This window comes from Streptomyces sp. NPDC001904, assembly GCF_040297005.1.
Lineage (GTDB): Bacteria > Actinomycetota > Actinomycetes > Streptomycetales > Streptomycetaceae > Streptomyces.
In genome coordinates this window covers 124234-146414 of sequence record NZ_JBEOYI010000019.1, presented here as the reverse complement: position 1 = coordinate 146414, position 22181 = coordinate 124234, and the positions used below count along the sequence as shown (strand labels likewise).

General features: G+C 72.2%; 20 protein-coding genes. 5 read left to right on the top strand and 15 right to left on the bottom strand.

The window, feature by feature from the left end; genetic code table 11:
• Positions 1-129: 129 nt before the first annotated feature.
• The 9 genes from ABT127_RS27255 to mshD all read right to left on the bottom strand — a co-directional run bounded on the left by ABT127_RS27255 (position 130) and on the right by mshD (position 9721).
• A complete protein-coding gene (locus tag ABT127_RS27255) occupies positions 130-606 on the bottom strand; it encodes an NUDIX hydrolase (RefSeq protein WP_351455198.1) in 477 nt (158 codons plus the stop codon).
• On the bottom strand, positions 603-1664 hold the full coding sequence (locus tag ABT127_RS27250) for a CHAD domain-containing protein (protein WP_351455195.1): 1062 nt from the start codon (positions 1662-1664) through the stop codon (positions 603-605). The genes ABT127_RS27255 and ABT127_RS27250 overlap by 4 nt, the downstream gene beginning before the upstream one ends.
• Positions 1645-4107: an RNA degradosome polyphosphate kinase gene (locus tag ABT127_RS27245; protein WP_502971790.1), complete on the bottom strand. Its 2463-nt coding sequence runs from the start codon at positions 4105-4107 to the stop codon at positions 1645-1647. The genes ABT127_RS27250 and ABT127_RS27245 overlap by 20 nt, the downstream gene beginning before the upstream one ends.
• A 268-nt stretch (positions 4108-4375) precedes the next feature.
• Complete coding sequence (locus ABT127_RS27240) at positions 4376-5347, bottom strand: ABC-2 membrane transporter-related protein (protein WP_351455191.1); 972 nt, start codon at positions 5345-5347, stop codon at positions 4376-4378.
• A 70-nt stretch (positions 5348-5417) separates the two neighbouring features.
• Entirely contained in the window at positions 5418-6362 is a 945-nt protein-coding gene (locus tag ABT127_RS27235; protein WP_351455188.1) for an ABC-2 membrane transporter-related protein, read from the bottom strand.
• On the bottom strand, positions 6359-7369 hold the full coding sequence (locus ABT127_RS27230; protein ID WP_351455185.1) for an ABC-2 membrane transporter-related protein: 1011 nt from the start codon (positions 7367-7369) through the stop codon (positions 6359-6361). Before ABT127_RS27230 ends, ABT127_RS27235 begins: the two co-directional genes overlap by 4 nt.
• Positions 7366-8259 carry an ABC transporter ATP-binding protein gene (locus ABT127_RS27225; RefSeq protein ID WP_351455183.1) on the bottom strand — a complete coding sequence of 298 codons (894 nt, stop codon included), beginning with the start codon at positions 8257-8259 and terminating at the stop codon, positions 7366-7368. The genes ABT127_RS27230 and ABT127_RS27225 overlap by 4 nt, the downstream gene beginning before the upstream one ends.
• Positions 8256-8651, bottom strand: coding sequence for a GntR family transcriptional regulator (locus ABT127_RS27220; protein ID WP_351455281.1), 396 nt, complete (start codon positions 8649-8651; stop codon positions 8256-8258). The genes ABT127_RS27225 and ABT127_RS27220 overlap by 4 nt, the downstream gene beginning before the upstream one ends.
• 137 nt (positions 8652-8788) lie before the next feature.
• Positions 8789-9721: a mycothiol synthase gene (gene mshD / locus ABT127_RS27215; protein ID WP_351455180.1), complete on the bottom strand. Its 933-nt coding sequence runs from the start codon at positions 9719-9721 to the stop codon at positions 8789-8791.
• Positions 9722-9858: 137 nt separating this feature from the next.
• Here mshD and ABT127_RS27210 point away from each other — a divergent pair, with 137 nt between their 5' ends.
• The 5 genes from ABT127_RS27210 (at position 9859) to ABT127_RS27190 (ending at position 16554) form a co-directional block, all read left to right on the top strand.
• Positions 9859-11676 (top strand): bifunctional metallophosphatase/5'-nucleotidase, encoded by a 1818-nt coding sequence (locus tag ABT127_RS27210; protein ID WP_351455177.1) that lies wholly within the window; start codon positions 9859-9861, stop codon positions 11674-11676.
• Between the two features lie 94 nt (positions 11677-11770).
• A complete protein-coding gene (locus ABT127_RS27205) occupies positions 11771-14293 on the top strand; it encodes a hypothetical protein (RefSeq protein ID WP_351455174.1) in 2523 nt (840 codons plus the stop codon).
• An 81-nt stretch (positions 14294-14374) separates the two neighbouring features.
• Positions 14375-15637: an LmeA family phospholipid-binding protein gene (locus ABT127_RS27200; protein WP_351455172.1), complete on the top strand. Its 1263-nt coding sequence runs from the start codon at positions 14375-14377 to the stop codon at positions 15635-15637.
• Between the two features lie 71 nt (positions 15638-15708).
• Positions 15709-16293 carry an ArsR/SmtB family transcription factor gene (locus ABT127_RS27195; RefSeq protein ID WP_351455169.1) on the top strand — a complete coding sequence of 195 codons (585 nt, stop codon included), beginning with the start codon at positions 15709-15711 and terminating at the stop codon, positions 16291-16293.
• A gap of 63 nt (positions 16294-16356) precedes the next feature.
• Entirely contained in the window at positions 16357-16554 is a 198-nt protein-coding gene (locus ABT127_RS27190) for a hypothetical protein (RefSeq protein WP_351455167.1), read from the top strand.
• A 3-nt stretch (positions 16555-16557) separates the two neighbouring features.
• Here the strand turns inward: ABT127_RS27190 and ABT127_RS27185 are convergent, their stop codons facing one another.
• The 6 genes from ABT127_RS27185 to ABT127_RS27160 form a co-directional block, all read right to left on the bottom strand.
• Positions 16558-17985, bottom strand: coding sequence for a sensor histidine kinase (locus tag ABT127_RS27185; protein ID WP_351455165.1), 1428 nt, complete (start codon positions 17983-17985; stop codon positions 16558-16560).
• A complete protein-coding gene (locus ABT127_RS27180; protein WP_351455163.1) occupies positions 17982-18722 on the bottom strand; it encodes a response regulator transcription factor in 741 nt (246 codons plus the stop codon). The genes ABT127_RS27185 and ABT127_RS27180 overlap by 4 nt, the downstream gene beginning before the upstream one ends.
• A 45-nt stretch (positions 18723-18767) precedes the next feature.
• Positions 18768-18941, bottom strand: coding sequence for a hypothetical protein (locus ABT127_RS27175; protein WP_351455160.1), 174 nt, complete (start codon positions 18939-18941; stop codon positions 18768-18770).
• Positions 18942-18981: 40 nt separating this feature from the next.
• Entirely contained in the window at positions 18982-20040 is a 1059-nt protein-coding gene (locus tag ABT127_RS27170) for a S1C family serine protease (RefSeq protein ID WP_351455158.1), read from the bottom strand.
• 190 nt (positions 20041-20230) lie between these two features.
• A complete protein-coding gene (locus ABT127_RS27165) occupies positions 20231-21253 on the bottom strand; it encodes a LacI family DNA-binding transcriptional regulator (RefSeq protein ID WP_351455156.1) in 1023 nt (340 codons plus the stop codon).
• 53 nt (positions 21254-21306) lie between these two features.
• Complete coding sequence (locus ABT127_RS27160; protein WP_351455153.1) at positions 21307-22131, bottom strand: winged helix-turn-helix transcriptional regulator; 825 nt, start codon at positions 22129-22131, stop codon at positions 21307-21309.
• Between the last annotated feature and the right edge of the window lie 50 nt (positions 22132-22181).

Below are 22181 nucleotides of genomic sequence, written 5' to 3'. Positions count from 1 at the left end.
TGCTTCCCGTTGCCGGGGCCGCACCGCGTAAGGCTGAAATTAAGCAGATCAGGTGAAGTGACCGATGGCCGTGAGTGAACGGAGGGTGAACCTAAGCAGGCGGTGTGGTTAGGTCACGGAGGGGTTACGTCACGTCATGTGCAGCGCGGCGAGGAGCGCGTCCACGAGCTTGCGGTCGCGGGGCTGGGTGAGGCGGTTGCGGGCCGCGGTGGGCGGCAGCCAGAGGATGCGGTCCACCTCGCGGTTGGGCAGGAAGGCGCCCGAGGTGGCCTCCGCCGCCCAGTAGCTGACCTTCTTGGGCCGGCCGTTGGCCGTGTAGCGCAGCGTGGGCAGGACGGCGCCCGGCGCGCACTCGTGGCCGGTCTCCTCGCGCACCTCGCGCAGCGCGCCGGCCAGCGCGGTCTCGCCGCGCTTCAGCTTGCCCTTGGGGTGCGACCAGTCGTCGTACTTGGGCCGGTGGACGAGGCAGATCTCCAGGCCGTCGTCGAGCAGGGCGCGGCGCCACAGGATGCAGCCCGCGGCCAGCACGGTGTCGTCGGGGTCGTTGGTGGTGCGGGCGTCGTGGGTCTCGTGGGCGTCGGTGTCGTAGGGGTCGGGCAGGGTCATGGGGTTCTCACCGTCTCTCGCTGCCACGTCTGTCCGAACGCGTTCCTTGCGGCCTCCACCTGATGGCGCTGGTCGGCGTGGAGCACACCGAGGGCGTACGCCGTCGCGGGGGCGATGCGCGGGGTGCGCGCCGCGTGCGCTGCCGCTGCCGCGGCCTCCGCGGCGTCGCGGTGCGTGTTGAGGGCGTGCGCCGCGGCGGTCAGTCTCACGGACGCCCGGTCCGCGCCGGGCAGCACCTCCTGCGCGTAGCGGTGCAGGCGCAGTAGGAGGCGTACGTGGTGCCAGGGCGCGTCCGCGTCCGGGTTGTACGGGGTGGGGAGCCGGCCGCCCGGGTGGTGCAGGGCGCCGACCGCCTCGGTGAGGCGGGACTCGGCCTCCCCGGCCAGCTTGGACAGCGCGCCGCCGCCCGCCGCGGCCAGCGGCACCTCGCTGGCCAGCACGGCGACCCGGTCCGCGACCGCGTGGAAGCGGGGGCTGCCCAGGGACTGCAGGGCGGCGCTGTGGGCGCGCGTCCTGGCGAGGGTGAGCTGGCGGTCGAGGAGCGCCGCCGCCTTGGCCGAGCCGAGGGCCAGGGTGGTGGCCGGGGCCGAGGCGGCGGTCGCCTGCTGGGGCAGGGCGCCGCCGGTGGAACCGGAGGCCGCCGACGTCAGCCGGTGCAGGGCGTCGGTCAGCCGGACCAGCCGCTCCGCGCAGGCGTGCTCCTGGGCCAGCGTGCCGGACAGCCAGGCCAGTTCGGGGCGCAGCTCGTCCGACCACTCCGCGTCGAGGAGCGGGCGGAAGGTGTGCAGGGTGCCGCTGATCCGGCGGGCGGCGCGGCGCAGGGTGCGGGCCGCCTCGGCCGCGGGGCCGCCCGCCGCGCCGCTCTCGCCGTGCCGGCGCAGCGAGCGCAGGAACTCGGTCGCCTGCTCCCGGAGGTACGTCCCGAGGATGTCGCCGTCCTCCGCAGCGGTGGGTGTGCCGGGTGCGCCCGGGCGCGGGGCGCCGGCCGGACCGTTCGCCGGCCCGGGGTGCGGGCCGGTTCCCGACGGCTCGCTGGACTCAAGGTGTTGCTGTGCCACGCCGGCGCCTCCGGGCGTCTATGAGCATCTCCTGTACGTTCCGCAGGGGGCGTCCGGCCGGGTCCGACGGGTCGGTCGCGTGCCGGGTCCAGTTGCCGTCCGGGCCCAGGTGCCAGGAGGCGGTGGTGTCGGACATCCCCGTTTCGAGCAGCCGGCTGAGGGCGGCGCGGTGGGCCGGGTCCTCGACGCGGACCAGGGCCTCGATGCGGCGGTCGAGGTTGCGGTGCATCATGTCGGCGCTGCCTATCCACACCTCGGGCTCGCCGGCGTTGCCGAAGGCGAAGACCCGGGAGTGCTCCAGGAAGCGGCCGAGTACCGAGCGGACCCGGATGTTCTCCGACAGGCCGGTGACGCCGGGGCGCACGGCACAGATGCCGCGCACCCACACGTCGACCGGGACGCCTGCCTGCGACGCCCGGTACAGGGCGTCGATGATCGCCTCGTCGACCATCGAGTTGACCTTGATGCGGACGTACGCCGGGCGGCCCGCACGGTGGTGCTGGACCTCCTTCTCGATCCGCGTGATCAGCCCCGTGCGCAGGGACTTGGGGGCGACGAGGAGGCGGCGGTAGGTCTCGCGGCGCGAGTAGCCGGAGAGCCGGTTGAAGAGGTCGGAGAGGTCGGCCCCGACCTCCTGGTTCGCGGTGAGCAGGCCCAGGTCCTCGTAGAGGCGGGCGGTCTTGGGGTGGTAGTTGCCGGTGCCGACGTGGCTGTAGCGGACGAGCGACTCGCCCTCCTGGCGGACCACGAGCGAGAGCTTGCAGTGCGTCTTGAGGCCCACCAGGCCGTAGACGACGTGGCAGCCCGCCTCTTCCAGCTTCCGCGCCCACTTGATGTTGGCCTGCTCGTCGAAGCGGGCCTTGATCTCGACCAGGACGAGGACCTGCTTGCCCGCCTCGGCGGCCTCTATCAGCGCGTCGACGATCGGGGAGTCGCCCGAGGTCCGGTACAGCGTCTGCTTGATGGCCAGCACGTCCGGGTCGGCGGCGGCCTGCTCCAGGAACGCCTGGACGGAGGTGGAGAACGAGTCGTACGGGTGGTGGAGCAGCACGTCATGACTGCGCAGGGCCGCGAAGATGTCGGGCGCCGACGCCGACTCCACCTCGGCGAGGTCGCGGTGCGTGCCCGCGACGAACTTCGGGTACTTCAGCTCGGGACGGTCGATGCCCGCGATGGAGAAGAGGCCGGTGAGGTCGAGCAGGCCGGGGAGCGGATAGACCTCCGCCTCGCTGATCTTCAGCTCGCGGACGAGGAGGCTGAGCACCTCCGAGTCGATCGTCTCCTCGACCTCCAGGCGCACCGGCGGGCCGAAGCGGCGCCGCATGAGCTCCTTCTCCAGCGCCTTGAGGAGGTTCTCGGCGTCGTCCTCCTCGACCTCCAGGTCCTCGTTCCGCGTGACGCGGAACATGTGGTGCTCCTCGATCGTCATGCCGGGGAACAGCTCGCCCAGGTGCTTGGGCGCCGAGATCACGTCCTCGATGGGGACGTAGCGCTGCGGGGACGCCTCCAGGAAGCGGGCGAGCAGCGGCGGGACCTTGACGCGGGCGAAGTGGCGGTGGCCGCTCACCGGGTTGCTGACCACGACCGCGAGGTTCAGGGACAGGCCCGAGATGTACGGGAAGGGGTGCGCCGGGTCCACCGCGAGGGGGGTGAGCACCGGGAAGATCTGCTGCATGAACAGCGTGTAGAGCCGGGACTGCTCCTTGTCGGTCAGCTCGTTCCAGCGCACGACGTGGATGCCCTCGTCGGCCAGGCCCGGGGCGACCTCGTCCTGGTAGCAGGCGGCGTGCCGGGCCATGAGCTCCCGGGACCGGTTCCAGATCAGTTCGAGCACTTCACGCGGTTGCAGGCCCGAGGCCGATCGGGTGGCGACGCCGGTCGCGATGCGGCGCTTGAGGCCGGCCACGCGGACCATGAAGAACTCGTCCAGGTTCGAGGCGAAGATCGCCAGGAAGTTCGCCCGCTCCAGGAGCGGCGTGCTCGGGTCCTCGGCCAGCTCCAGGACCCGCTCGTTGAACGCCAGCCAGCTGCGCTCCCGGTCCAGGAAGCGGCCCTGGGGCAGCTCCGCGCCGTCCTGCGCCGCGTAGTCGTCCGTGTAGTCGTCCGGGTCCGCGTCGATGTCCGCGACGATGCCGGCCAGCTTCGCGGCCGACCGTTCGTAGTCGCCGCTGGCCACCGGGTGCGGGCGGTGCGCTGCGAGGGAGCCCACGGAGGGCTGCGGGTGCGATGCCGAGGGGGCCGAGGAGGGCTCGGACTCGGCTGCGGACTGGTCCTGGGCGGCGTTCGGCTGGCTCATGGGCCCATTCTTCCGCGCGGAGACGGTCTCGGGCGCGCCGGGAAGGTCGCTGAGCGCGGGGGCGAGGCGGAGCCTGCCGGGGGTGGGCGCTTGCGGGGTGGGGGGTTCCGGCGGGGTCGAGGGGGTGTCCGACGCGGGGGGCTGCATTCCGTGAGGGTCGCAACCGCGTCTGAATCACTGGTTACGGCGATATGACGTGCGGGCTATGGGCGGGCGGCTCCCCGGCGTCTACGGGGGGCCGGGGTCTGTCCTTCCGGGGTCTGACGGCCGTGCGCGGGGCCGGGATGCGGGGCCGGGCTGTGGCGCGGGTCCGACGGGCGCTCGCCCCGCGCCGGGGGGCCGCCTTGCCCACCCTGCCGCCCTTGGCGGCAGATTGCCCAAGGCGACGGGCGGTGGGGCGGTGGGGCGGTGGTGGTTACGGGGTGTGGCGGCGGAGGAGGGTGAAGGCCAGTGCTGTCGCCGCTGCTGTCAGGAGCAGCGATCCGGCCGCTTCCGTCAGCTGGAGGGGCCAGTAGTGGGACGGCGGGTGGTACGTCACCGAGAAGTCCTGGAAGCCGCGGGCGCAGTGCCTCAGCTTTGCCTCGGTCTCCGCGTCGACGCACGCCAGGTCGTTGGTGACGCGCTCGCCGGCCGCGGTGACGACGTCGCGCCTGAGCACCTGGGAATCGGCGGGCGGGACCGGCGGCAGCGCGCCGTGCTCGGTGACGGTGGGCCACAGGCTGACGCGGTAGCGCGAGCTCAGCCACCCGGTCATCAGGAGGGCGGCGACCCCGGCGACGCCACCGGCCAGGGCCTTGCGGAACAGGACTCCGCCCAGCGCGCCGACCGCGAGGCCCAGCAGGACGCGGGCCGGCGCGAGGGGGCCCGTACCGAGGAACAGGTACTCGTCGTGCCAAGGGATGAGCGGACCCGGCCCGGTCGCCCATACGAGATGGTGCAGGGTGACCAGGGGAACCATCCCGGCGAGGAACCAGGCCGCCGGCACCCCGACCGTCGTCGCCAGCCAGCGGGCCGGGCTGACGGACTGCACCCAGGCCAACTGCGCGGTCCCGCGCTCCAGTTCGCGCCCCACACAGACGGCACCCATGAAGAGCGCCGCGATGTACGGCGTCAGGTAGAGGAACGCGCCCACCAGTCGCAGGAGTTGGTCGTAGTGGAACGACGGGCCGCCGATGAACTCACAGTCCGAGGGCGCGCATCGGGCCAGCTGTCGTGCGGCCGCATCCGCTCCCGGTCCGAGCAGCCACAGCAGCAGGCCGCTCGTGGCCAGGACCAGCGCGAGCCACCCCCACAGGGCGATCCGGTGCAGGCGCAGCGCCGCCCACACGGTGCCGGAGGGACGCAGGGCGCGCAGGGTGCGCGGGGGTGCCGGGAGCGTCTGGGTCATGAGCCGGATCTCTTTCCGCGGGGCCGCGGCGCGCGGAGCGCCGGGGCGGTCTGGGCGGCGGCCGTGGCGCTCATCGGGTGACCCTCCTGCGCAGGATGCCGTAGGTGACGGACACGATCAGGGCGGTGACGGCCAGCAGCAGCCCCGTCTCGACCAGTTGGAGCGGCCAGAAGTGGGAGGGCGGGTGGCCCTCGCGGTAGAAGCCGGTGATGTGGTGGTCGGCGATGCAGGCCCGGTCGGTCACGCACAGGGGGTCGGCGATGTGTGCGCCGGAGGTGGTGACCGCTCCCTCGCTCGTCACCTCGCCGGTGAACTTGAGGTAGCCCTGGGCGACCGTGCCCACGCGGGTCACGGTGGGCCACAGGTACGGGCGCAGCACTCCGGCGGCCGTGGTCAGCGCCAGGGTGAGCACCAGGCCGAGACCGGCGCCGGCCAGCGAGCGCCGGCGGATCAGCGCCATCAGCGCCCCGCAGGCGAGGCCGAGCAGGGGCAGGGCGACCGCGACGGGGCCCTGGACCTCGAAGCCGCCGGAGTACCACTGGCTCTGGTGGAGGCCGGGTGCCGCCACGGAGACCTGGCGGCGCAGCACCACCAGCAGCGCGGTGCCGGTGACCAGGGCCAGAGCGGGCAGCGCCAGCTTCGTGGTCAGCCAGCGGGCCGGAGACACGGACTGGGTCCATGCCAACTGGGCGGTTCCGCTCTCCAGTTCACTGCCGATCAGGGCGCCGCCCGCGAACACCGCGACGGCCGGCGGCAGCAGCGAGAGGAAGAGGTCCACGAACGACAGGGCGTAGTGGAAGGTGCCCGCGGTCGCTCCCTTCGCGACGCACTCGTTGGCCACCGCCGGGTCGCAGACTCCGGTGATGTCCAGGCCCGAGGCGCCCGGGCCCCAGGCCCACAGCAGGACGCCCGCGAGGAGGACGACGTACGCCGTCCACAGCCACAGGGTGCCGCGGTGCAGCCGCAGCACGGTCCAGGTCAGCCCCGAGCGGGGCGAGAAGGAGAGGGTGCTCACGCGGCGGCTCCCTCGGCGGGCTTCGGGGACTTCTTCGGCTGGTAGCGGCGCAGGACCAGGAAGGCCGTGACGACGAGGACGGCGGTGAGGGCGAGCAGGATGCCCGTCTCGGTGAGCTGGCGGGGCCAGTAGTCCGGCGAGGGCAGGTAGTGCCGGTCGAAGCCGGTGACGTGGTGCGCGGCGAGGCACTTCTGGTCCGCGTAGCACCCGGGGTCGGCGATCTGTGCGCCCGTGGAGGTGATCGCCCTGTTGTGGACGGGGATCTCCGGCTGCTGGTACATGCCCTGGAACGGCCAGGAGTTGGAGCGCAGCGCGCCGGCCAGATAGGCGCCGGTCCCGGCGACCACGATCGCGGGCAGCGTGCGGCGGATCACCAGCGCGGCGCAGACGCCGAGCGCCAGGCCGAACAGGACGTTCGCGATCGTCGCCGGGCCGATGTTGAAGTAGAAGGAGCGCGGGCCGATGCCGGCGAGCAGCAGGTGGTTGTGGGACCGCCACACCGGCACGTACAGGGCGACGATCAGGCCGGTGCCGACGGTGACGGCGATCGCGGGCAGGGCCAGCTTGGCGGTGAGCCAGCGGGCCGGGGACACCGACTGGGTCCAGGCGAGGCGGGCGGTGCCCAGCTCCAGCTCCCGCGCGATCAGCGGGCCCGCCGCGAAGGCGGCGACGACGACCGCCGCGATCCGGGTGAACGTCGCCGGGTCGTAGAAGAGGGAGTCGAAGGAGGTGCCGAAGGAGGTCAGGGAGAAGGACATGCCCTTCCAGGCCGTCTCCTGCGTCCCCGCGTACCCGAACGCGTCGAAGGCCTTCTGTGCCGTGGCGGCGCCGGGGCCCCACAGCCACAGCAGCAGGCCGACGCTGACGGCGACATAGCCGGTCCACACCCACAGAGCGGTGCGGTGCAGCCGCAGCACGGTCCAGACCAGGCCGTCGGCGCTGGGCAGGGTGCGCCGCAGCGGCGGCTTGCCGGAGGCCGTGGCGGGCTTGTCGAGGGTGGTGCTCACGCGGTCACCGCCGTCGGGTGCGCGGCCTCGGTGCTCGGGGTGAGCAGGGCCGGGGCCTCGGGAGAGCGCAGGTGGGCCAGGAGCAGCTCCTCCAGGGAGGGCTCCTGCACCTGCCAGCCGTCGCCCACGGGGCCTTCCCTGCGGATCAGCGCGGTGACGCCGCGGCCCGAGGCGCGGGACTCGATGACGGTGTGGCCGGACAGCTCGCCGCGGCCGGTGACCAGGCTGTGCGCGCCGAGCAGGTCGTCGATGCCGCCGCCGAGCCGGATCCGGCCACCGCCGAGGAGCAGCAGGTGGTCGCAGGCGTCGGCCAGCTCGGAGACGATGTGGGACGACATCAGCACGGTCGTGCCGTGCTCGGCGGCGTCCGCCATCAGGGTGCCCATCAGCTCGTGCCGGGCCAGCGGGTCCAGGTCGGCCATCGGCTCGTCGAGGAGCATCAGCTCGGGGCGCTTGCCGAGGGCGAGGGCGAGCGCGACGCGGGTGCGCTGGCCGCCGGAGAGCGAGCGGATCCTCGCCTTCGGGTCGAGCGAGCCGGCCTCGACGATCTGTGTCGCGTAGGCCGCGTCCCACCGCTCCTGGTTCAGCTCGGCGCCCATGCGCAGCGTGTCCGCGACGGACAGCTGCGGGTGCAGCGGCTTGTCCTGGGAGAGATAGGCGACCTTGGCGCGGGCCTCGCCGGGGACGGCGCCGAGCACGCGCAGCTCGCCCGCGCTCGGCCGCAGCAGGCCGGCCGCTATCGCGAGCAGGGTCGACTTGCCCGCGCCGTTCGGCCCGACGAGGGCGCTGATCCGGCCCGTGGGCAGGCGGAACGAGCAGTCGTCGAGGGCCGCGGTGCCCCGTCGGCCGTAGCGCTTCGTGAGGCCCGTCGCCTCGATCGCCGTACTCATGAAGTCCCCTTGGTGGTGGTGCTGAAGTGTGCTTCCAGTGCGACGGTGAACAGGGCCGCGACGTCTTCGCGGTCCATCCCCGCCTCCCTCGCCCGTCTCGTCCAGTCCTCCAGCTCGCTGCGCAGCGGTGAGTCCGCCGGGCCGGAGCCCAGGGACTTGCGCACGAAGGTGCCCAGGCCCCGGCGGGCCTCCACGAGGCCCTCGCGCTCCAGCTCGCGGTACGCCTTGAGCACCGTGTTCGGATTGATGGCCGTCGCCTCGACGACCTCGCGGGCCGTGGGCAGCTTGTCGCCGGGCTCGAGCATGCCGAGCCGCAGCGCCTGCTCCGTCTGGTGGACGATCTGCAGGTAGGTGGCGACGCCGCTGTGGCGGTCGATGCGGAATTCGATCACCGGCTCGGCCGGCCGGTCGTCCTTGGCCACTGGCGTACCCCCCTTTCACTAATCAAGTAGTGAAAGGGTGATGCAAGAGAGGGGGCGGCGTCAAGTGACGCCGCCCCCTCTCGGGAAAACTCCGGAAAACCGGGGTGCTATGACTCGGTTCGGTACATCAGATCCGTTTCGTACGTCGTGAAGCCGAGCCGTTCGTACACGCTCACCGCCGCCTTGTTGTCCGCGTCGACGTAGAGCATCGCCGTCGGCAGCCCGGCCGCCGCGAGATGGCGCAGCCCCGTCGCGGTGAGCGCCTTGCCGAGGCCGCCGCCCTGGCCCTCGGGCGCCACCCCGACCACGTACACCTCGCCGAGCCGCTCCTCGGCGTGCACCTTCGTCCAGTGGAAGCCGACCAGCTCGTCGCCCTTGAACGCGAGGAAGAAGCCGCGCGGGTCGAACCACGGCTCGCCCTTGCGGTCGTCCAGGTCGCGCTGGGTCAGCGAGCCCTGCTCGGGGTGGTGGGCGAACGCCGCCGCGTTCACCGCCAGCCACGCCGCGTCGTCCTGGCCGGGCACGAAGGTGCGGATCCTGATGCCCGGCGGGAGCACCGGCTCGGGCAGTTCGAGGTCGGTCAACGGCCGCCGCATCTGACGCAGCTCACGGAAGAGCGTCAGGCCGAGCACCTGCGCCAGATGACGCGCCGCGCTGTGCCCGCCGTGCGCCCACACCCGCAGCCGCTTGCCCGACGCCGCGAGCAGCGCCGCGCCGAGCGCCCGCCCGTGCCCCTGCCCGCGCCGCGCCGGGTGCACCACCAGCTCGGCCGCCGGGGCCTCCACCGGGTCGGTGTCCTCCAGCTGCGCGTAGCCGACCAGGTCCTCGTCGACAAAGAGCAGCAGGTGCGTGACGCCGTCGCGCTCGCCGCGCAGATGGATGCGCCCCTGCTCCGAGACGGCCTGCTGGCCGTCGGCGCGGGCCGCGTCGGCGAGCAGGGACAGCACGGCGCCGGACTGCTCGCCGGTCAGGGAGGTCAGGGTGTCGATACGGCGGCCCGGGAGGGCGGGATCGGGGGTGTTCGCGGGGTCCGTGGTCATGGCTACGAGGGTACGGCGGGGGCCCCGCCGGGAGTCGGCAACCAGCTCGTAACCTGCAATCCCCTGTTGTGCTACGCGCGTTGACCCTAGGCTGCCCGGCAGTCGCAGTCTCCGTACAGCACCCAAGGGGATCCTCCATGCCCACCAGGACGAACCGGCGTCTGAGAACCGCGCTCGGCACCGTCGCCACCCTCGCCACCGCGGGCGCGCTGATGGCCGCCCTGCCCGCGAGCGCGGCCCACGACCGGGGCCACGGCCACGGTCACGGCCAGGACAGCGGCCGCTACCAGGACGTACAGCTGCTGTCGTTCAACGACTTCCACGGCAACCTGGAGCCGCCGACCGGTTCGTCGGGCCAGGTCACCGAGAAGCAGGCCGACGGCACGACGAAGCAGGTCGACGCGGGTGGTGTGGAGTACCTGGCCACCTCGCTGCGCACGGCGCGCAAGAACCACCCGTACAGCGTGACGGCCGCCGCCGGTGACCTGATCGGCGCCAGCCCGCTGCTGTCCGGCCTCTTCCACGACGAGCCCACCGTCGAGGCCATGAACAAGCTGGACCTGGACGTCACCTCGGTCGGCAACCACGAGTTCGACGAGGGCGCCACCGAGCTGGCCCGCATGCAGAACGGCGGCTGCCACCCCACCGACGGCTGCTACGAGGCCGGCAAGAAGTTCCAGGGCGCCGACTACCCCTACCTCGCCGCGAACGTGACGGACGAGAAGACCGGCAAGCCGGTCCTGAAGCCGTACTACGTGTGGAAGCACAAGGGCGTGAAGGTCGGCTTCATCGGCGTCACCCTCGAAGGCACCCCGAACATCGTCTCCGCGTCGGGCGTCAAGGGCCTCAAGTTCCACGACGAGATCGAGACGGTCAACAAGTACGCGAAGATCCTGGACAAGCAGGGCGTGAAGTCGATCGTCGCCCTGATCCACGAGGGCGGCCTCCCGGCCTCGTCCGCGTACAACTACGACTGCGACTCCGCGGGCGCCGGTTCCGGCGTCTCCGGCCCGATCGTGGACATCGCCAAGGGCATCACGCCGAAGGTCGACGCCCTGGTCACCGGCCACACCCACAACGCGTACGTGTGCACGATCCCGGACCCGTCCGGCAACCCGCGCATGGTCACCTCCGCGTCCTCGTACGGGAAGCTCTACACGGACACCACGCTGACCTACGACCGCAGGACGAAGGACATCGTCCGTACGGCGGTGAAGTCCGCGAAGTCCGCGAACCACGTCGTCTCCCGTACGCAGGACAAGGCCGCCGACATGACGGCGCTGATCGGCAAGTGGAACAAGCTGGCCGCGCCCGTCGCGAACCAGGCCGTCGGCTACATCTCCGCGGACATCGCGGGCCGTGGAGCCGGTACGCCGGAGGAGCCGCTCGGTGACCTCATCGCCGACGCGCAGCTCGCGCACGCCAAGTCCCTCGACCCGAAGGCGAGTCTGGCCCTGATGAACCCGGGCGGGGTCCGCTCCGACCTCGTGCACAAGGCGAGCGGCGCCGAGGGCGACGGGGTCGTCACCTACGGCGAGGCGTTCACCGTGCAGCCCTTCAGCAACACGGTCAACCTGGTCGACCTCACCGGCGCGCAGGTCGTCCAGGCGCTCCAGCAGCAGGTCAGCGGGGCGAACGAGGCGTCGCCGAAGATCCTCCAGCCGTCCGCCGGGCTCACGTACACGCTCGACATGACGAAGACCGGCGCGGCCCGTGTCGTCACCGACTCGATCCGGCTGAACGGTGCGGCCATCGACCCGGCGGCCACCTACCGCGTCGCGATGAACTCCTTCCTCGCGGGCGGCGGCGACGGCTTCGCGGCGCTCGGCGCCGGGAAGAACCCGCTGGTCGGCGCGGACGACCTCAAGGCGTTCAACGACTACCTGACGGCCAACTCCTCCGCGGCGAACCCGATCGCACCGCCGAAGGCGGACCGGATCACGATCGTGAAGTGATCCGGTCCGCGGGGCACGCCTGACGAAATAGAAAGACATAAGGCTCTAATCGGATAAATTCGGGCAAGGTCTGTCCGTGCTATCCGGGAGTCTGATGATGCGTCACCGTCCATGGGCGGCGCGGCTGCGGAGCCTCGGCACCGCGGCCGCGCTCACGCTGAGCGCGGCCGTCGCCGGGCCCGGCCAGGTGGCCGCCGACGTGCCGGCGCCTGCGGCCGGGGAGTCCGTCGTCACCGTGAGGACGGGCGGCGACCGGGACGGGGACGCGACGGTGGCGCCGCTCGCCGGGGTCGGGCTCGCCCTGTACGCGAGCGCGACCGCCACCGATCCGCTGCCCGACGCCTGGGCGCAGTGCATCTCCGACGGCGCGGGCGACTGCAGCTTCACCTTGCCGGACACGGGCAGCGGCGGGGCCCACGAGGGGCAGCGGTACTGGGTGCGGCAGATCGACGGGGGAGTGCCGCCCGGCTGGTACACGAACCCCTCGCTGCGCACCGGTCCGGGCAACGGCTCGGGATCGCTGGAGTCGGCGTACCAGTTCGAGACGCCGGCCCTGGCGGCCGGGCAGACGTACCGCTCGACCGGCGACTTCATGAAGAGCACCACCTGGTCGGTGAGCCCGTACGTCGCCTCCGGCGGCATCTGGCAGCAGTCGCGCACGAATCCCGCGATGCCGCAGTCCTGCGGCCTCGACGTCGCCGTGGTGCTCGACCTGTCGGCGTCGGTGGGCAGCGCGCTGCCGCAGCTCAAGGCGGCGACCGACAAGCTGGCGGACGCGCTCACCGGGACGCCGTCGCGGATGGCGCTGTTCTCCTTCGACCGGAACTCGCCGAGCACCGGGGCCGGCAACCACCCCGATCCGATGTCGGTGTCGACACCGGCCGGGGCGTCCGCGTTCAAGGCGCAGTATGCGAACTGGACGCTGGGCGCGGGCACCAACTGGGACCAGGGCCTGCACGCGGTGGCCACGGCGCAGCCGGTCTACGACATGGTCGTCGTGCTCACCGACGGCAACCCGACGCGCTTCAGCAAGCCCTCCACCGGCGACGGCTCCAACACTCACTTCGCGGATGTGGAGGGCGGCATCTTCGCCGCCAACGCGGTGAAGGCGAAGGGAGAGCGGGTCGTCGCGGTCGGCATCGGCAAGGGGGTCGAGGGCGTCTCCGGCCTCAACCTCCGGGCCATCTCCGGCGAGGAGCCCTACGACGGCTCGAACCCGAAGACCGCCGACTACTACCAGACCACCGACTTCGCGGCCGCGGGCGAGGCCCTGCACGAGCTGGCCACCACCCACTGCACGGGCAGCCTGTCCGTGATCAAGCAGCTGGTGCCCGCGGGGAACACCGGCGAGGACGTGACCGGCGCCCAACCGGCGGGCGCGGGGTGGACGTTCTCGGCGTCCACGACGACCCCGGGCATCGGCGGCCTGCCGGACACCCGGACCACGAAGTCGGGCGGCACGGGCGGTGTCGTCTTCCAGCCGACGTATCCGTCGGGGACCGGGAACGCGGCCGTCACCGTCGCCGAGACCCAGCATCCCGGGCACACCCTGGTCACCCAGGGCGGCAGGAACGCGGTGTGCACGAACCTCGCCGACGGCTCCGACATCGCCGTCACCAACACCGGGACGGCCGCGGCGCCCGCGTTCACCGTGAACGTGCCGAGCCTGGAGGCCGTCAGCTGCGTCGTCCACAACCGGCCGCCGCAGGAGGCCGACGTCCGGGTCGACAAGACCTGGGTGGTGGACGGCACGAGGTACGAGCACGCCGACCGGCCGGGCGGTCTCGACGCGGACCTCACGCTCACCGGACCCGCGGGCGGCACCGCCACCGCCCAGCCGTGGGGCGCCGACCGCGAGGGCTACACCGTCGGCGACACCACGACCGTCGCGGAGACCCCGACGCTGCCCGACTCCTGCCGGCTGGACAGCAGCAGGGTCGTGGAGGCCAACGGCACGGCCGTCGACGCGGCGGTGCCCTACCGGGCGGAACTCACCCGGGAGCACAACGTCTTCGCCGTCGAGAACAAGGTCACCTGCACGGCCCGCCTGACCCTGGTGAAGAAGGTGGTGAACGAGCACGGCGGCACCGCCGCCGCGGGCGACTGGACGCTCACCGCCGACGGTCCCGACGACCTTTCCGGGGTCACCGGCGCGGACGCCGTGACGGATGCCGAGGTCGGCGCAGGGACGTACGCGCTCGCCGAGTCGAACGGGCCGGAGGCATATGACGCCGGTGACTGGGCATGCGAGTCAGCCGGGGGCACCGCGGTGCCCGTGACGGACGCCGAGGTGGCGCTGGCGCCCGGCGCCGACGTGACCTGCACGGTGACGAACACCGACCGGGCGGCTTCACCGCCGCCCACCTCGACGCCGACGCCGACGCCGACGCCGACCTCGACGGAGACACCGGCGCCGACGGAGACGCCGATGCCGACCCCGACGGTGACGCCGCCGGGCACGCCGGAGCCGACGGTCCCGCCGGGTGACAAGGATCACGGCGGCGAACTCGCCGACACGGGTTCCGGTTTCGGGTTCGCCGGCTGGTCGGCGATGGCTGCCGCCCTGCTGGTGGCGGCGGGGACGGCGTTGGTGGCACGGCGGCTGCGGAGGCGCTGAGGCGCGCTGAAAAGGCGCGTTACGGTGCACGCCGGGTGCAGGGCTTGCGAACGGGGTCGGTACATGTGGTGAAATCAGCTGATGCGTACCCCCCACCGCATATCCAACGACCGTGTTCCGTTTGATGGTTGGCAGGAGGAATCGGTTCCCCCGGAGCCGGGCGGCACCACCGGTGCCCCCGGCCGGTACGCCAGTCCGTACGACGAACTGGCCGACCTCGACGACAACCCGCTCGACGACGTCCTCCACGAGGAACCGGCGTACCGGGACGACGAGGAGTGGTCGCCGCCCGACCACCGCAGCCGCGGCCGCCGCCGCTTCGGCAGCCTCTCCCTCGCGGTCAAGGGCGTGGTCGCGGTGCTCGTCCTCACCGCGTTCCTCGCCCTCGCCGACCGCTGGGCCGTCCTGTACGCGGAGCATCGCGCCGCCCAGCAGCTCAAGAAGGAGCTGAAGCTTACGGCCGCGCCCGAGGTCGAGATCGAGGGCTTCCCCTTCCTCACCCAGCTCGCCGACCGCCGCGTGGACGAGCTGAAGGTGACGGTCCCCGACGTCGCCGCCGACCGCGTCACCCTCGCCAAGGTCCAGGCGACCGCGCAGGACGTCCGCATCCAGGGCAAGGGTCTCACCGGCATCAGCGGCGCCACCGTCGACCGGATGCAGGGCGAGGTGCTGCTGAGCTTCGCCGACCTCAACCGCGAACTGGGCGCCTCCCAGGTCACCTTCACCGGGCACGGGAACAACCGGGTCCTCGCGCGCGGCACGCTGCCCGTCGCCGGGCACGACCTCGAGGCGCGCGCCGACGCCAGGATCCAGCGGCTCGGCGCCTCCGGCATCTCCACCGACATCGACAATATGAGCCTCGCCATCGGCGACCTCGCCACCTACCGGCCCGGCACCGGCGCCGACCAGGGCCTGCACCTGACGCCGAAGTCCGTCGCCCGGCTCACCGCCGAGACCGACAAGGCGCGCAAGCTGCTGTCCATCCCGGCGATCGTGCACCGCGTCGGCGTGCCCGCGAGCGCCGTGCGGCAGGCTGAGCACAGCGACGACAGGCTCAGCGAGCTGACGGGGTCGCCGCGCTTCGTGAAGAAGGTGATGGGGATGAACCTCATCGACATCGCCGCCGACAACCCCTGGCTGCTGCAGAAGCTCGGCATCGACCCCAACCTGCTCGACGGCCTCACCAAGCTCACCCGCCCCGAACTCGCCGACCGCCTCTCGCTCGCCTTCCAGCTGCCGAAGCTGCCGGGCGACCACGGGTACGTACGGCTGCGGGACGTGAAGGTCGAGAAGGACGGGATCCGGGTGGACCTGTCGGGGGCGGGGCTCTCGGTCGGGAAGTAGGCGCGGAGGGGGCCAGAGCAGTTGCAAAGAAACCCTTGCAAGGGTTTCTTTGCATCGCTATCTTTGTACGCATGAAGGAGCCCACCCCGCCCAAGGTCCGCCATCTCGACGCGCGTTCGCTGCGCGGACTCGCCCACCCGCTGCGCATGCGGCTCCTCGACGCCCTGCGCTTCGACGGTCCGGCCACCGCGTCCCAGCTCGCCGAGAAGCTCGGCGAGTCGAGCGGCGCCACCAGCTACCACCTGCGCCAGCTCGCCGCGCACGGCTTCGTCGAGGACGTGCCGGAGCGGGGCAAGGGGCGGGAGCGGTGGTGGGGGGCGGTCTACCGCGGTCTGACCGTCGACAACGGCCTGCTGGAGGACCAGGACCCGGAGGTGCGCGGCGCCGCCGACTTCTACCTCCACGAGGTCGCCACGTCGCAGATGCGCAACCTGTCGACCTGGCTCGGCAGCCGCCGCGAGTGGCCCGACGCGTGGTCCCGGGCCGCGGACCTGAGCAGTGACACGCTGCGGCTCACGCCGGAGCTGGCCGAGGAACTGGTCGAGAAGATGCACGCCCTCGTCGACGAGTACCGCGATCGGGCCGACACGCAGGACGACCCGCGGGCCGAGCGGGTCCGGGTCCACACGCACGCCTTCCCCATCACCAGCGACTGACATCCGCAGCCACGGACATCACCGGCCACGGACATCACCAGCGACGGACCGAAAGGCTTTCCCATGCACTCCGCGATCCATCTCGCCCTGCACGACAGCCGCGCCGCCGAACTCCGCGCCGAGGCCGACGCGCACCGGCTGGCCGCCACCGTCCCGGGGCGGTGCCCGGTGGCCCTGCGCACCCGGCTCGGCTGGACCCTCGTCGAGGTCGGGCTGCGGCTGGCCGCCCCGCCGAAGGGGGCGACGCCCGCCGCTGCGTAGCGGCTAGGCCGGCTGGTCCGGTGGCGGGGTCGGCGCGCCGGGCAGCCGCATCGTCGCCACGGTGCCGCCGCCGTCCGCCGCGGCGAGCGTGACCTCGCCGCCGTAGCTCTCCACCGTGCGGGCCACGATCGACAGGCCGAGCCCCGACCCCGGCAGCGCGCGGGCCGTCGGGGAGCGCCAGAACCGGTCGAAGACGTGCGGGAGTTCGTCGGCCGGGATGCCGGGGCCGTGGTCCCGTACCGTCAGCGCGCCGCGCATCAGGTGGACCTCGATGGTGCCGCCGCGCGGGCTGAACTTCACCGCGTTGTCCAGCAGGTTGATGATCGCGCGCTCCAGAGCCGCCGGTTCCGCCCGGACGTACCAGGGGGCCAGCTCGGAGACGATCTTCAGCTCCGGGCCGCGCAGCCGGGCGCGCTCCAGGGCCTGGCGGGCCGTCTCGTGGAAGGAGACGACCTTCAGGGGGCCCTCGGTCCCGCTCAGTCCGGACCGGGACAGTTCCTGCAGGTCCCCGATGAGTGCCGCCAGTTCGGTCATCTGTGCCTTGACCGACGCCATCAGCGCCTTGCGGTCGTCCGGGGGGATCGCGCGGCCGGTCTCCTCGCTCCGGGTGAGCAGTTCGATGTTGGTCCGCATCGAGGTCAGGGGCGTGCGCAGTTCGTGGCCCGCGTCGGCGATGAGCTGCTGCTGCAGCTCGCGGGAGGAGGCCAGCGAGGCCGTCATCGAGTTGAAGGAGGCGGACAGCCGGGCGATCTCGTCGTCGCCCTCCACCGGGATACGGACCGTCAGGTCCTCAGTGGCGGCCACGTGTTCGACCGCCTCGGTGAGCTGGTCGACGGGGCGCAGCCCGGTCCGGGCGATCCAGAGACCGGCCGCCGTGGCGCCGACGACCCCGATGCCGCCCACGGCGAGGAGGACCCAGGCGAGGGTGGTGAGGGGTTGGGTGATCTGCTCCATCGGGCTGGCGATGGACACCGCCGTGTTCGGGATCCTGACATCGTTCTGCGCGAAGACCTGCACGGTGAACACCCGCATGGCCTTGCCGTCCACGTCGTCCGTCGTGTGGAGGGCTGATCGCGCGCTGCCGGCCGCGACCGCCAGATCGGATGCCTCGACCGGGATCTTTGCGTCACCCTGCGACGTGCAGACCTGACCACTGATGGTGATCACCTGGATGGTCGGACCGGGGAACGGGTGGGTGTCCGAGGACGTGCCGGACTGACAGCTCTGGGCGATGTCCACGATCTGGTCGGACTTCACCGAGCCGACCTGGTGTTGCAGATCGCTGTCCATCCGCTCGGCCAACTGCTTCTGCGTGATGAACCAGCACGTCACCGCCACCGCCGCCACCGCCACCGCGACGGCCACCGACACCAGCAGCGCCAGCCGGGACCTGAGCGGCAGCGTGCGCAGCCGCCGCACCAGCGTGTTCACTCGGCGCTCCCCGATCGCAGTACGTACCCCACACCCCGCACCGTGTGCACGAGCCGAGGCTCGCCGCCCGCCTCGGTCTTGCGGCGCAGATACATCACGTACACGTCCAGCGAGTTGGACGACGGCTCGAAGTCGAAGCCCCAGACCGCCTTGAGGATCTGCTCCCGGGTGAGGACCTGGCGCGGGTGGGCCAGGAACATCTCCAGGAGGGTGAACTCGGTACGGGTCAGCTCCACCGTGCGCTCGCCGCGCGTGACCTCGCGGGTCGCCAGATCCATCCGCAGATCGCCGAAGGCCAGCACGTCGGAGTCGTCGGCACCGGCCGCGTCCGCGGCCGACGCGTACGAGCTGCGGCGCAGCAGCGCGCGGACCCGGGCGAAGAGTTCGTCGAGCTCGAAGGGCTTGACCAGGTAGTCGTCGGCGCCCGCGTCGAGGCCGGTGACGCGGTCGCCGACCGTGTCGCGGGCGGTGAGCATCAGGATCGGTGTCGTGGACCCGGTGGCGCGCAGCCGGCGGGCGGCGGTCAGCCCGTCCATCCGCGGCATCTGGATGTCCAGGACCAGCAGGTCGGGCCGGTAGGCGGCCGCCTTCTCCAGCGCGTCCGCGCCGTCGACGGCGACCTCGGTGCCGTAGCCCTCGAAGGCGAGGGAGCGCTGCAGGGCCTCGCGGACGGCGGGCTCGTCGTCCACGATGAGGATGCGGTGCCGGTCTTCGCGGTCGCCTTCGGCGGGGCTCATGGCGTGGGCTTCCTTACGTACGTGGGTGAGTACTGCGGCGGACCATCAGCCTCGCACGGCGGCGCGGCGCCCGCGTGCGACCCGGCGGGGTGCCGTCGCGGGGGCCACTTCGGGGGCCCGGGTGACCGGCGGGAAGAGCGTCGAGGCGACGGCGAGGGCGAGGGTGGTGCCGGCGGGGTCGGCGGTGGCGCCGGGGTGACGGTGCACGGTGCTGGTCATGAGGGTTCTCCCTGGTCGTCGTTGCCCGAGGACGGGCGGGTCAGTTGTCGGCGCCCCCGGCGCGCAGCGAGTCGAGGTCCGCCTTGACGGTGTTGACCGGGATGGCGAAGCCGAGACCGACGCTGCCCGCGCTCGACGAGGACGAGGACGAGTCCGAACTGGCCGAGTACATCGCGGAGTTGATGCCGATGATGTTGCCGTTCATGTCGATCAGGGCGCCGCCGGAGTTGCCGGGGTTCAGGGAGGCGTCGGTCTGGATCGCCTTGTACGTGGTCGTGGACGAGCCGGTGTCGCCGTTGAACTCCTGGCCGCCGAACTCGAACGGCCACTGGCCGCTGCCGCCGCCCTGCTGTTGCTGCTGCTCCTGCTGGCCCTCGTCCGTGGAGACGGTGACGTCGCGGTTGAGCGCGGAGACGATGCCGCTGGTGACGGTGCCGGTCAGGCCCTCGGGGGAGCCGATCGCGACGACCTCGTCGCCGACACCCACGTTGTCGGAGTTGCCGAGGGTCGCGGCCTTGAGCCCGGAGGCGTTCTTCAGCTTGATCAGCGCCAGGTCCTTCTTGGCGTCGGTGCCGACGACCTCGGCGGTGTACGTCTTGCCGTCGCTCGTGCGGACCTTGACGGAGGAGGCGCCGGAGATGACGTGGTTGTTGGTGAGGATCTCGCCGTCGTCGGTGATGATGACGCCGGAGCCGGTCGAGGAGCCGTTGCTCAGCGTCGCGTTGATCTCGACTATCGAGGGGCTGACCGCTTCCGCGACGCCGGAGACGGTGCCCTTCTTGCTGCTCGGCACGACGTTGGTGCTGGTCGAGGAGGACGCCGTGGTGTTCGAGCCGGTCAGCTCCTGGAAGGCGTACGCGGTGCCGCCGCCCACGGCTGCCGCCGCCACGGCCACCGCGGCGAGGAGCCCCACCGGGCCGCGCAGCCGCTTCTTCCTGGCCCGGGGCTCCGGCTGCGGGGTCGGCTCGTAGGCCGGCGGGGGCGGCCAGGCGCTGTCCACCGGGGTGGAGTGCGGGGGGTTCTGCTGCGGGCTCTCGGAGTACGGGGACTGCTGCGGACCCTGGGGGTACTCGCCGTCGCGGCGGAAGCTCTCGGTCATGTCAGTAAGCCTGGGCCGCGTTCATGAGAGGCACCTGAGCGTGCCCTGAGAGTCCCGGCAGAACCCTGTTTGCCCGAAATAAAGACAGCCGCCCGTCGCCCGCGGCCTCCCGGACGGGGCGCGGGGAACCGCGCGAGAAGCCCCACCGGGCCGCAGCCGACCGACTACCCCTCCCGCCCCGAGCGGAGCGCTAAGCGCAGCCGCAGGACTGGCGGACCACCAAGCGCGACGGGAAGAGCTTCAGGCGCTCGCGCCGCGACCCGGCGACCCGCAGCGAGTCGTCCAGCACCAGATCGACCGCGGCCCGCGCCATCGCCGGCCGGTCGGAGGCGACCGTGGTCAGCGGCGGATCGGTGAGCCCGGCTTCCTTCACGTCGTCGAACCCCGCGACACCCAGCTCACCCGGAACCTCGATGCGCAGCTCGCGCGCGGCCCGCAGCACCCCGATGGCCTGGTCGTCGGTGGAGCAGAAGATGGCCGGCGGCCGGTGCGGCCCGGCGAGCAGCTCCAGCGCCACCTTGTACGCGTCGTAGCGGTTGTAGGGCGCTTCGAAGAGCCGCCCCTCCGTGGACCGGCCGGCCTCCTGCATCGCGCGCCGCCAGCCCTCGACGTGGTCGGAGACCGGGTCGCCGACGGACGGCGTCTCGGCGGTGCCGCCCAGACAGGCCACGTACGCGTAACCGTGTTCGAGGAGGTGGCGGGTGGCCAGCTGGGCGCCGCCGAGGTCGTCCGTCACGACGGCGACGTCGTCGATGGCCTCGGGCCGCTCGTGCAGCAGCACCACGCGGGCGTCCCACGCCTCGATCTCGGTCGCCGCCAGATCGTTCAGACCGTGGCTGACGAGGATCAGGCCGGAGACCCGCATCCCGAGGAACGCGCGCAGATAGTGCACCTCGCGGTCGCCGACGTAGTCGGAGTTGCCGACGAGCACCATCTTTCCGCGCTCGGACGCCGCCTGTTCCACGGCGTGCGCCATCTCCGCGAAGAACGGCTGCCGCGAGTCCGGCACGATCATGCCTATGAGGTCGGTACGGCGCGAGGCCATCGCCTGGGCGACCCGGTCCGGCCGGTATCCCAGCTCCTTGATCGCGGCGAGAACGCGCTCGCGCGTGGCCGGGGCGACCGGCCGGGGTCCGTTGTTGATCACGTAGGACACGACGGCGGTCGAAGTACCCGCCAGTCGCGCAACGTCGTCCCGAGTCACCTTGGCCACGCGCGGAGTCTACGCGGATGGACCACCCTCTGGGCAGGGCGTAAACCTGCTCGCTACGAGTCGGCCGAAACCGCCTCGGCGCGCCGGGAGGCCCGCGTGTCCGCTTCGTCCCGGTTGGCGGTGGAAGCCGCCTTGTCGCTCGCTTCGGCGCCCCGGCCGACGCCCTTGTCCGCGCTCTTGTCGGCGGCCTTCTCGCCCTTCTCCGGCTTCTCCGGGGTGACGAACCGGTAGCCCACGTTGCGCACGGTGCCGATCAGCGACTCGTGCTCGGGGCCGAGCTTGGCGCGCAGCCGTCGTACGTGGACGTCGACGGTCCGGGTGCCGCCGAAGTAGTCGTAGCCCCAGACCTCCTGGAGCAGCTGGGCACGGGTGAAGACCCGGCCGGGGTGCTGCGCGAGGTACTTCAGGAGCTCGAACTCCTTGAAGGTCAGGTCGAGGACCCGGCCCTTGAGCTTCGCGCTGTACGTCGCCTCGTCGACCGACAGGTCGCCGTTGCGGATCTCCATGGGGGAGTCGTCGGCGACGATCTGCTGGCGGCCCATGGCGAGCCGCAGCCGGGCCTCGACCTCGGCCGGACCGGCCGTGTCGAGCAGGACGTCGTCGATGCCCCAGTCGGCGGTGACGGCGGCGAGGCCGCCCTCGGTCACGACCAGGACCAGCGGGCAGCCGGGCCCGGTGGAGCGGAGCAGCTGACAGAGGCTGCGGACCTGCGGGAGGTCGCGGCGGCCGTCGATCAGGATCACGTCGGCGCCGGGGGTGTCGACGAGGGCGGGGCCCTCCGCCGGAGCCACCCGCACGTTGTGCAGAAGCAGGCCGAGAGCGGGCAGCACCTCCGTCGACGGCTGAAGGGCGTTCGTCAGGAGCAGCAATGAACTCATCGCGCCCCACCTGCCTGGGTCGTCCTACGTTCGTGCACGGTTCGCTCGCC

Bases quoted from the DNA above. Each gene is read 5' to 3' on its own strand.
- ABT127_RS27195 (WP_351455169.1), top strand. From the start codon at position 15,709: ATGAAGGAGCCCACCCCGCCCAAGGTCCGCCATCTCGACGCGCGTTCG.
- mshD (WP_351455180.1), bottom strand. From the start codon at position 9,721: ATGACCACGGACCCCGCGAACACCCCCGATCCCGCCCTCCCGGGCCGC.
- ABT127_RS27255 (WP_351455198.1), bottom strand. From the start codon at position 606: ATGACCCTGCCCGACCCCTACGACACCGACGCCCACGAGACCCACGAC.
- ABT127_RS27245 (WP_502971790.1), bottom strand. From the start codon at position 4,107: ATGCAGCCCCCCGCGTCGGACACCCCCTCGACCCCGCCGGAACCCCCC.
- ABT127_RS27170 (WP_351455158.1), bottom strand. From the start codon at position 20,040: ATGACCGAGAGCTTCCGCCGCGACGGCGAGTACCCCCAGGGTCCGCAG.
- ABT127_RS27205 (WP_351455174.1), top strand. From the start codon at position 11,771: ATGATGCGTCACCGTCCATGGGCGGCGCGGCTGCGGAGCCTCGGCACC.
- ABT127_RS27160 (WP_351455153.1), bottom strand. From the start codon at position 22,131: ATGAGTTCATTGCTGCTCCTGACGAACGCCCTTCAGCCGTCGACGGAG.
- ABT127_RS27200 (WP_351455172.1), top strand. From the start codon at position 14,375: ATGCGTACCCCCCACCGCATATCCAACGACCGTGTTCCGTTTGATGGT.
- ABT127_RS27240 (WP_351455191.1), bottom strand. From the start codon at position 5,347: ATGACCCAGACGCTCCCGGCACCCCCGCGCACCCTGCGCGCCCTGCGT.
- ABT127_RS27210 (WP_351455177.1), top strand. From the start codon at position 9,859: ATGCCCACCAGGACGAACCGGCGTCTGAGAACCGCGCTCGGCACCGTC.
- ABT127_RS27225 (WP_351455183.1), bottom strand. From the start codon at position 8,259: ATGAGTACGGCGATCGAGGCGACGGGCCTCACGAAGCGCTACGGCCGA.
- ABT127_RS27190 (WP_351455167.1), top strand. From the start codon at position 16,357: ATGCACTCCGCGATCCATCTCGCCCTGCACGACAGCCGCGCCGCCGAA.
- ABT127_RS27180 (WP_351455163.1), bottom strand. From the start codon at position 18,722: ATGAGCCCCGCCGAAGGCGACCGCGAAGACCGGCACCGCATCCTCATC.
- ABT127_RS27175 (WP_351455160.1), bottom strand. From the start codon at position 18,941: ATGACCAGCACCGTGCACCGTCACCCCGGCGCCACCGCCGACCCCGCC.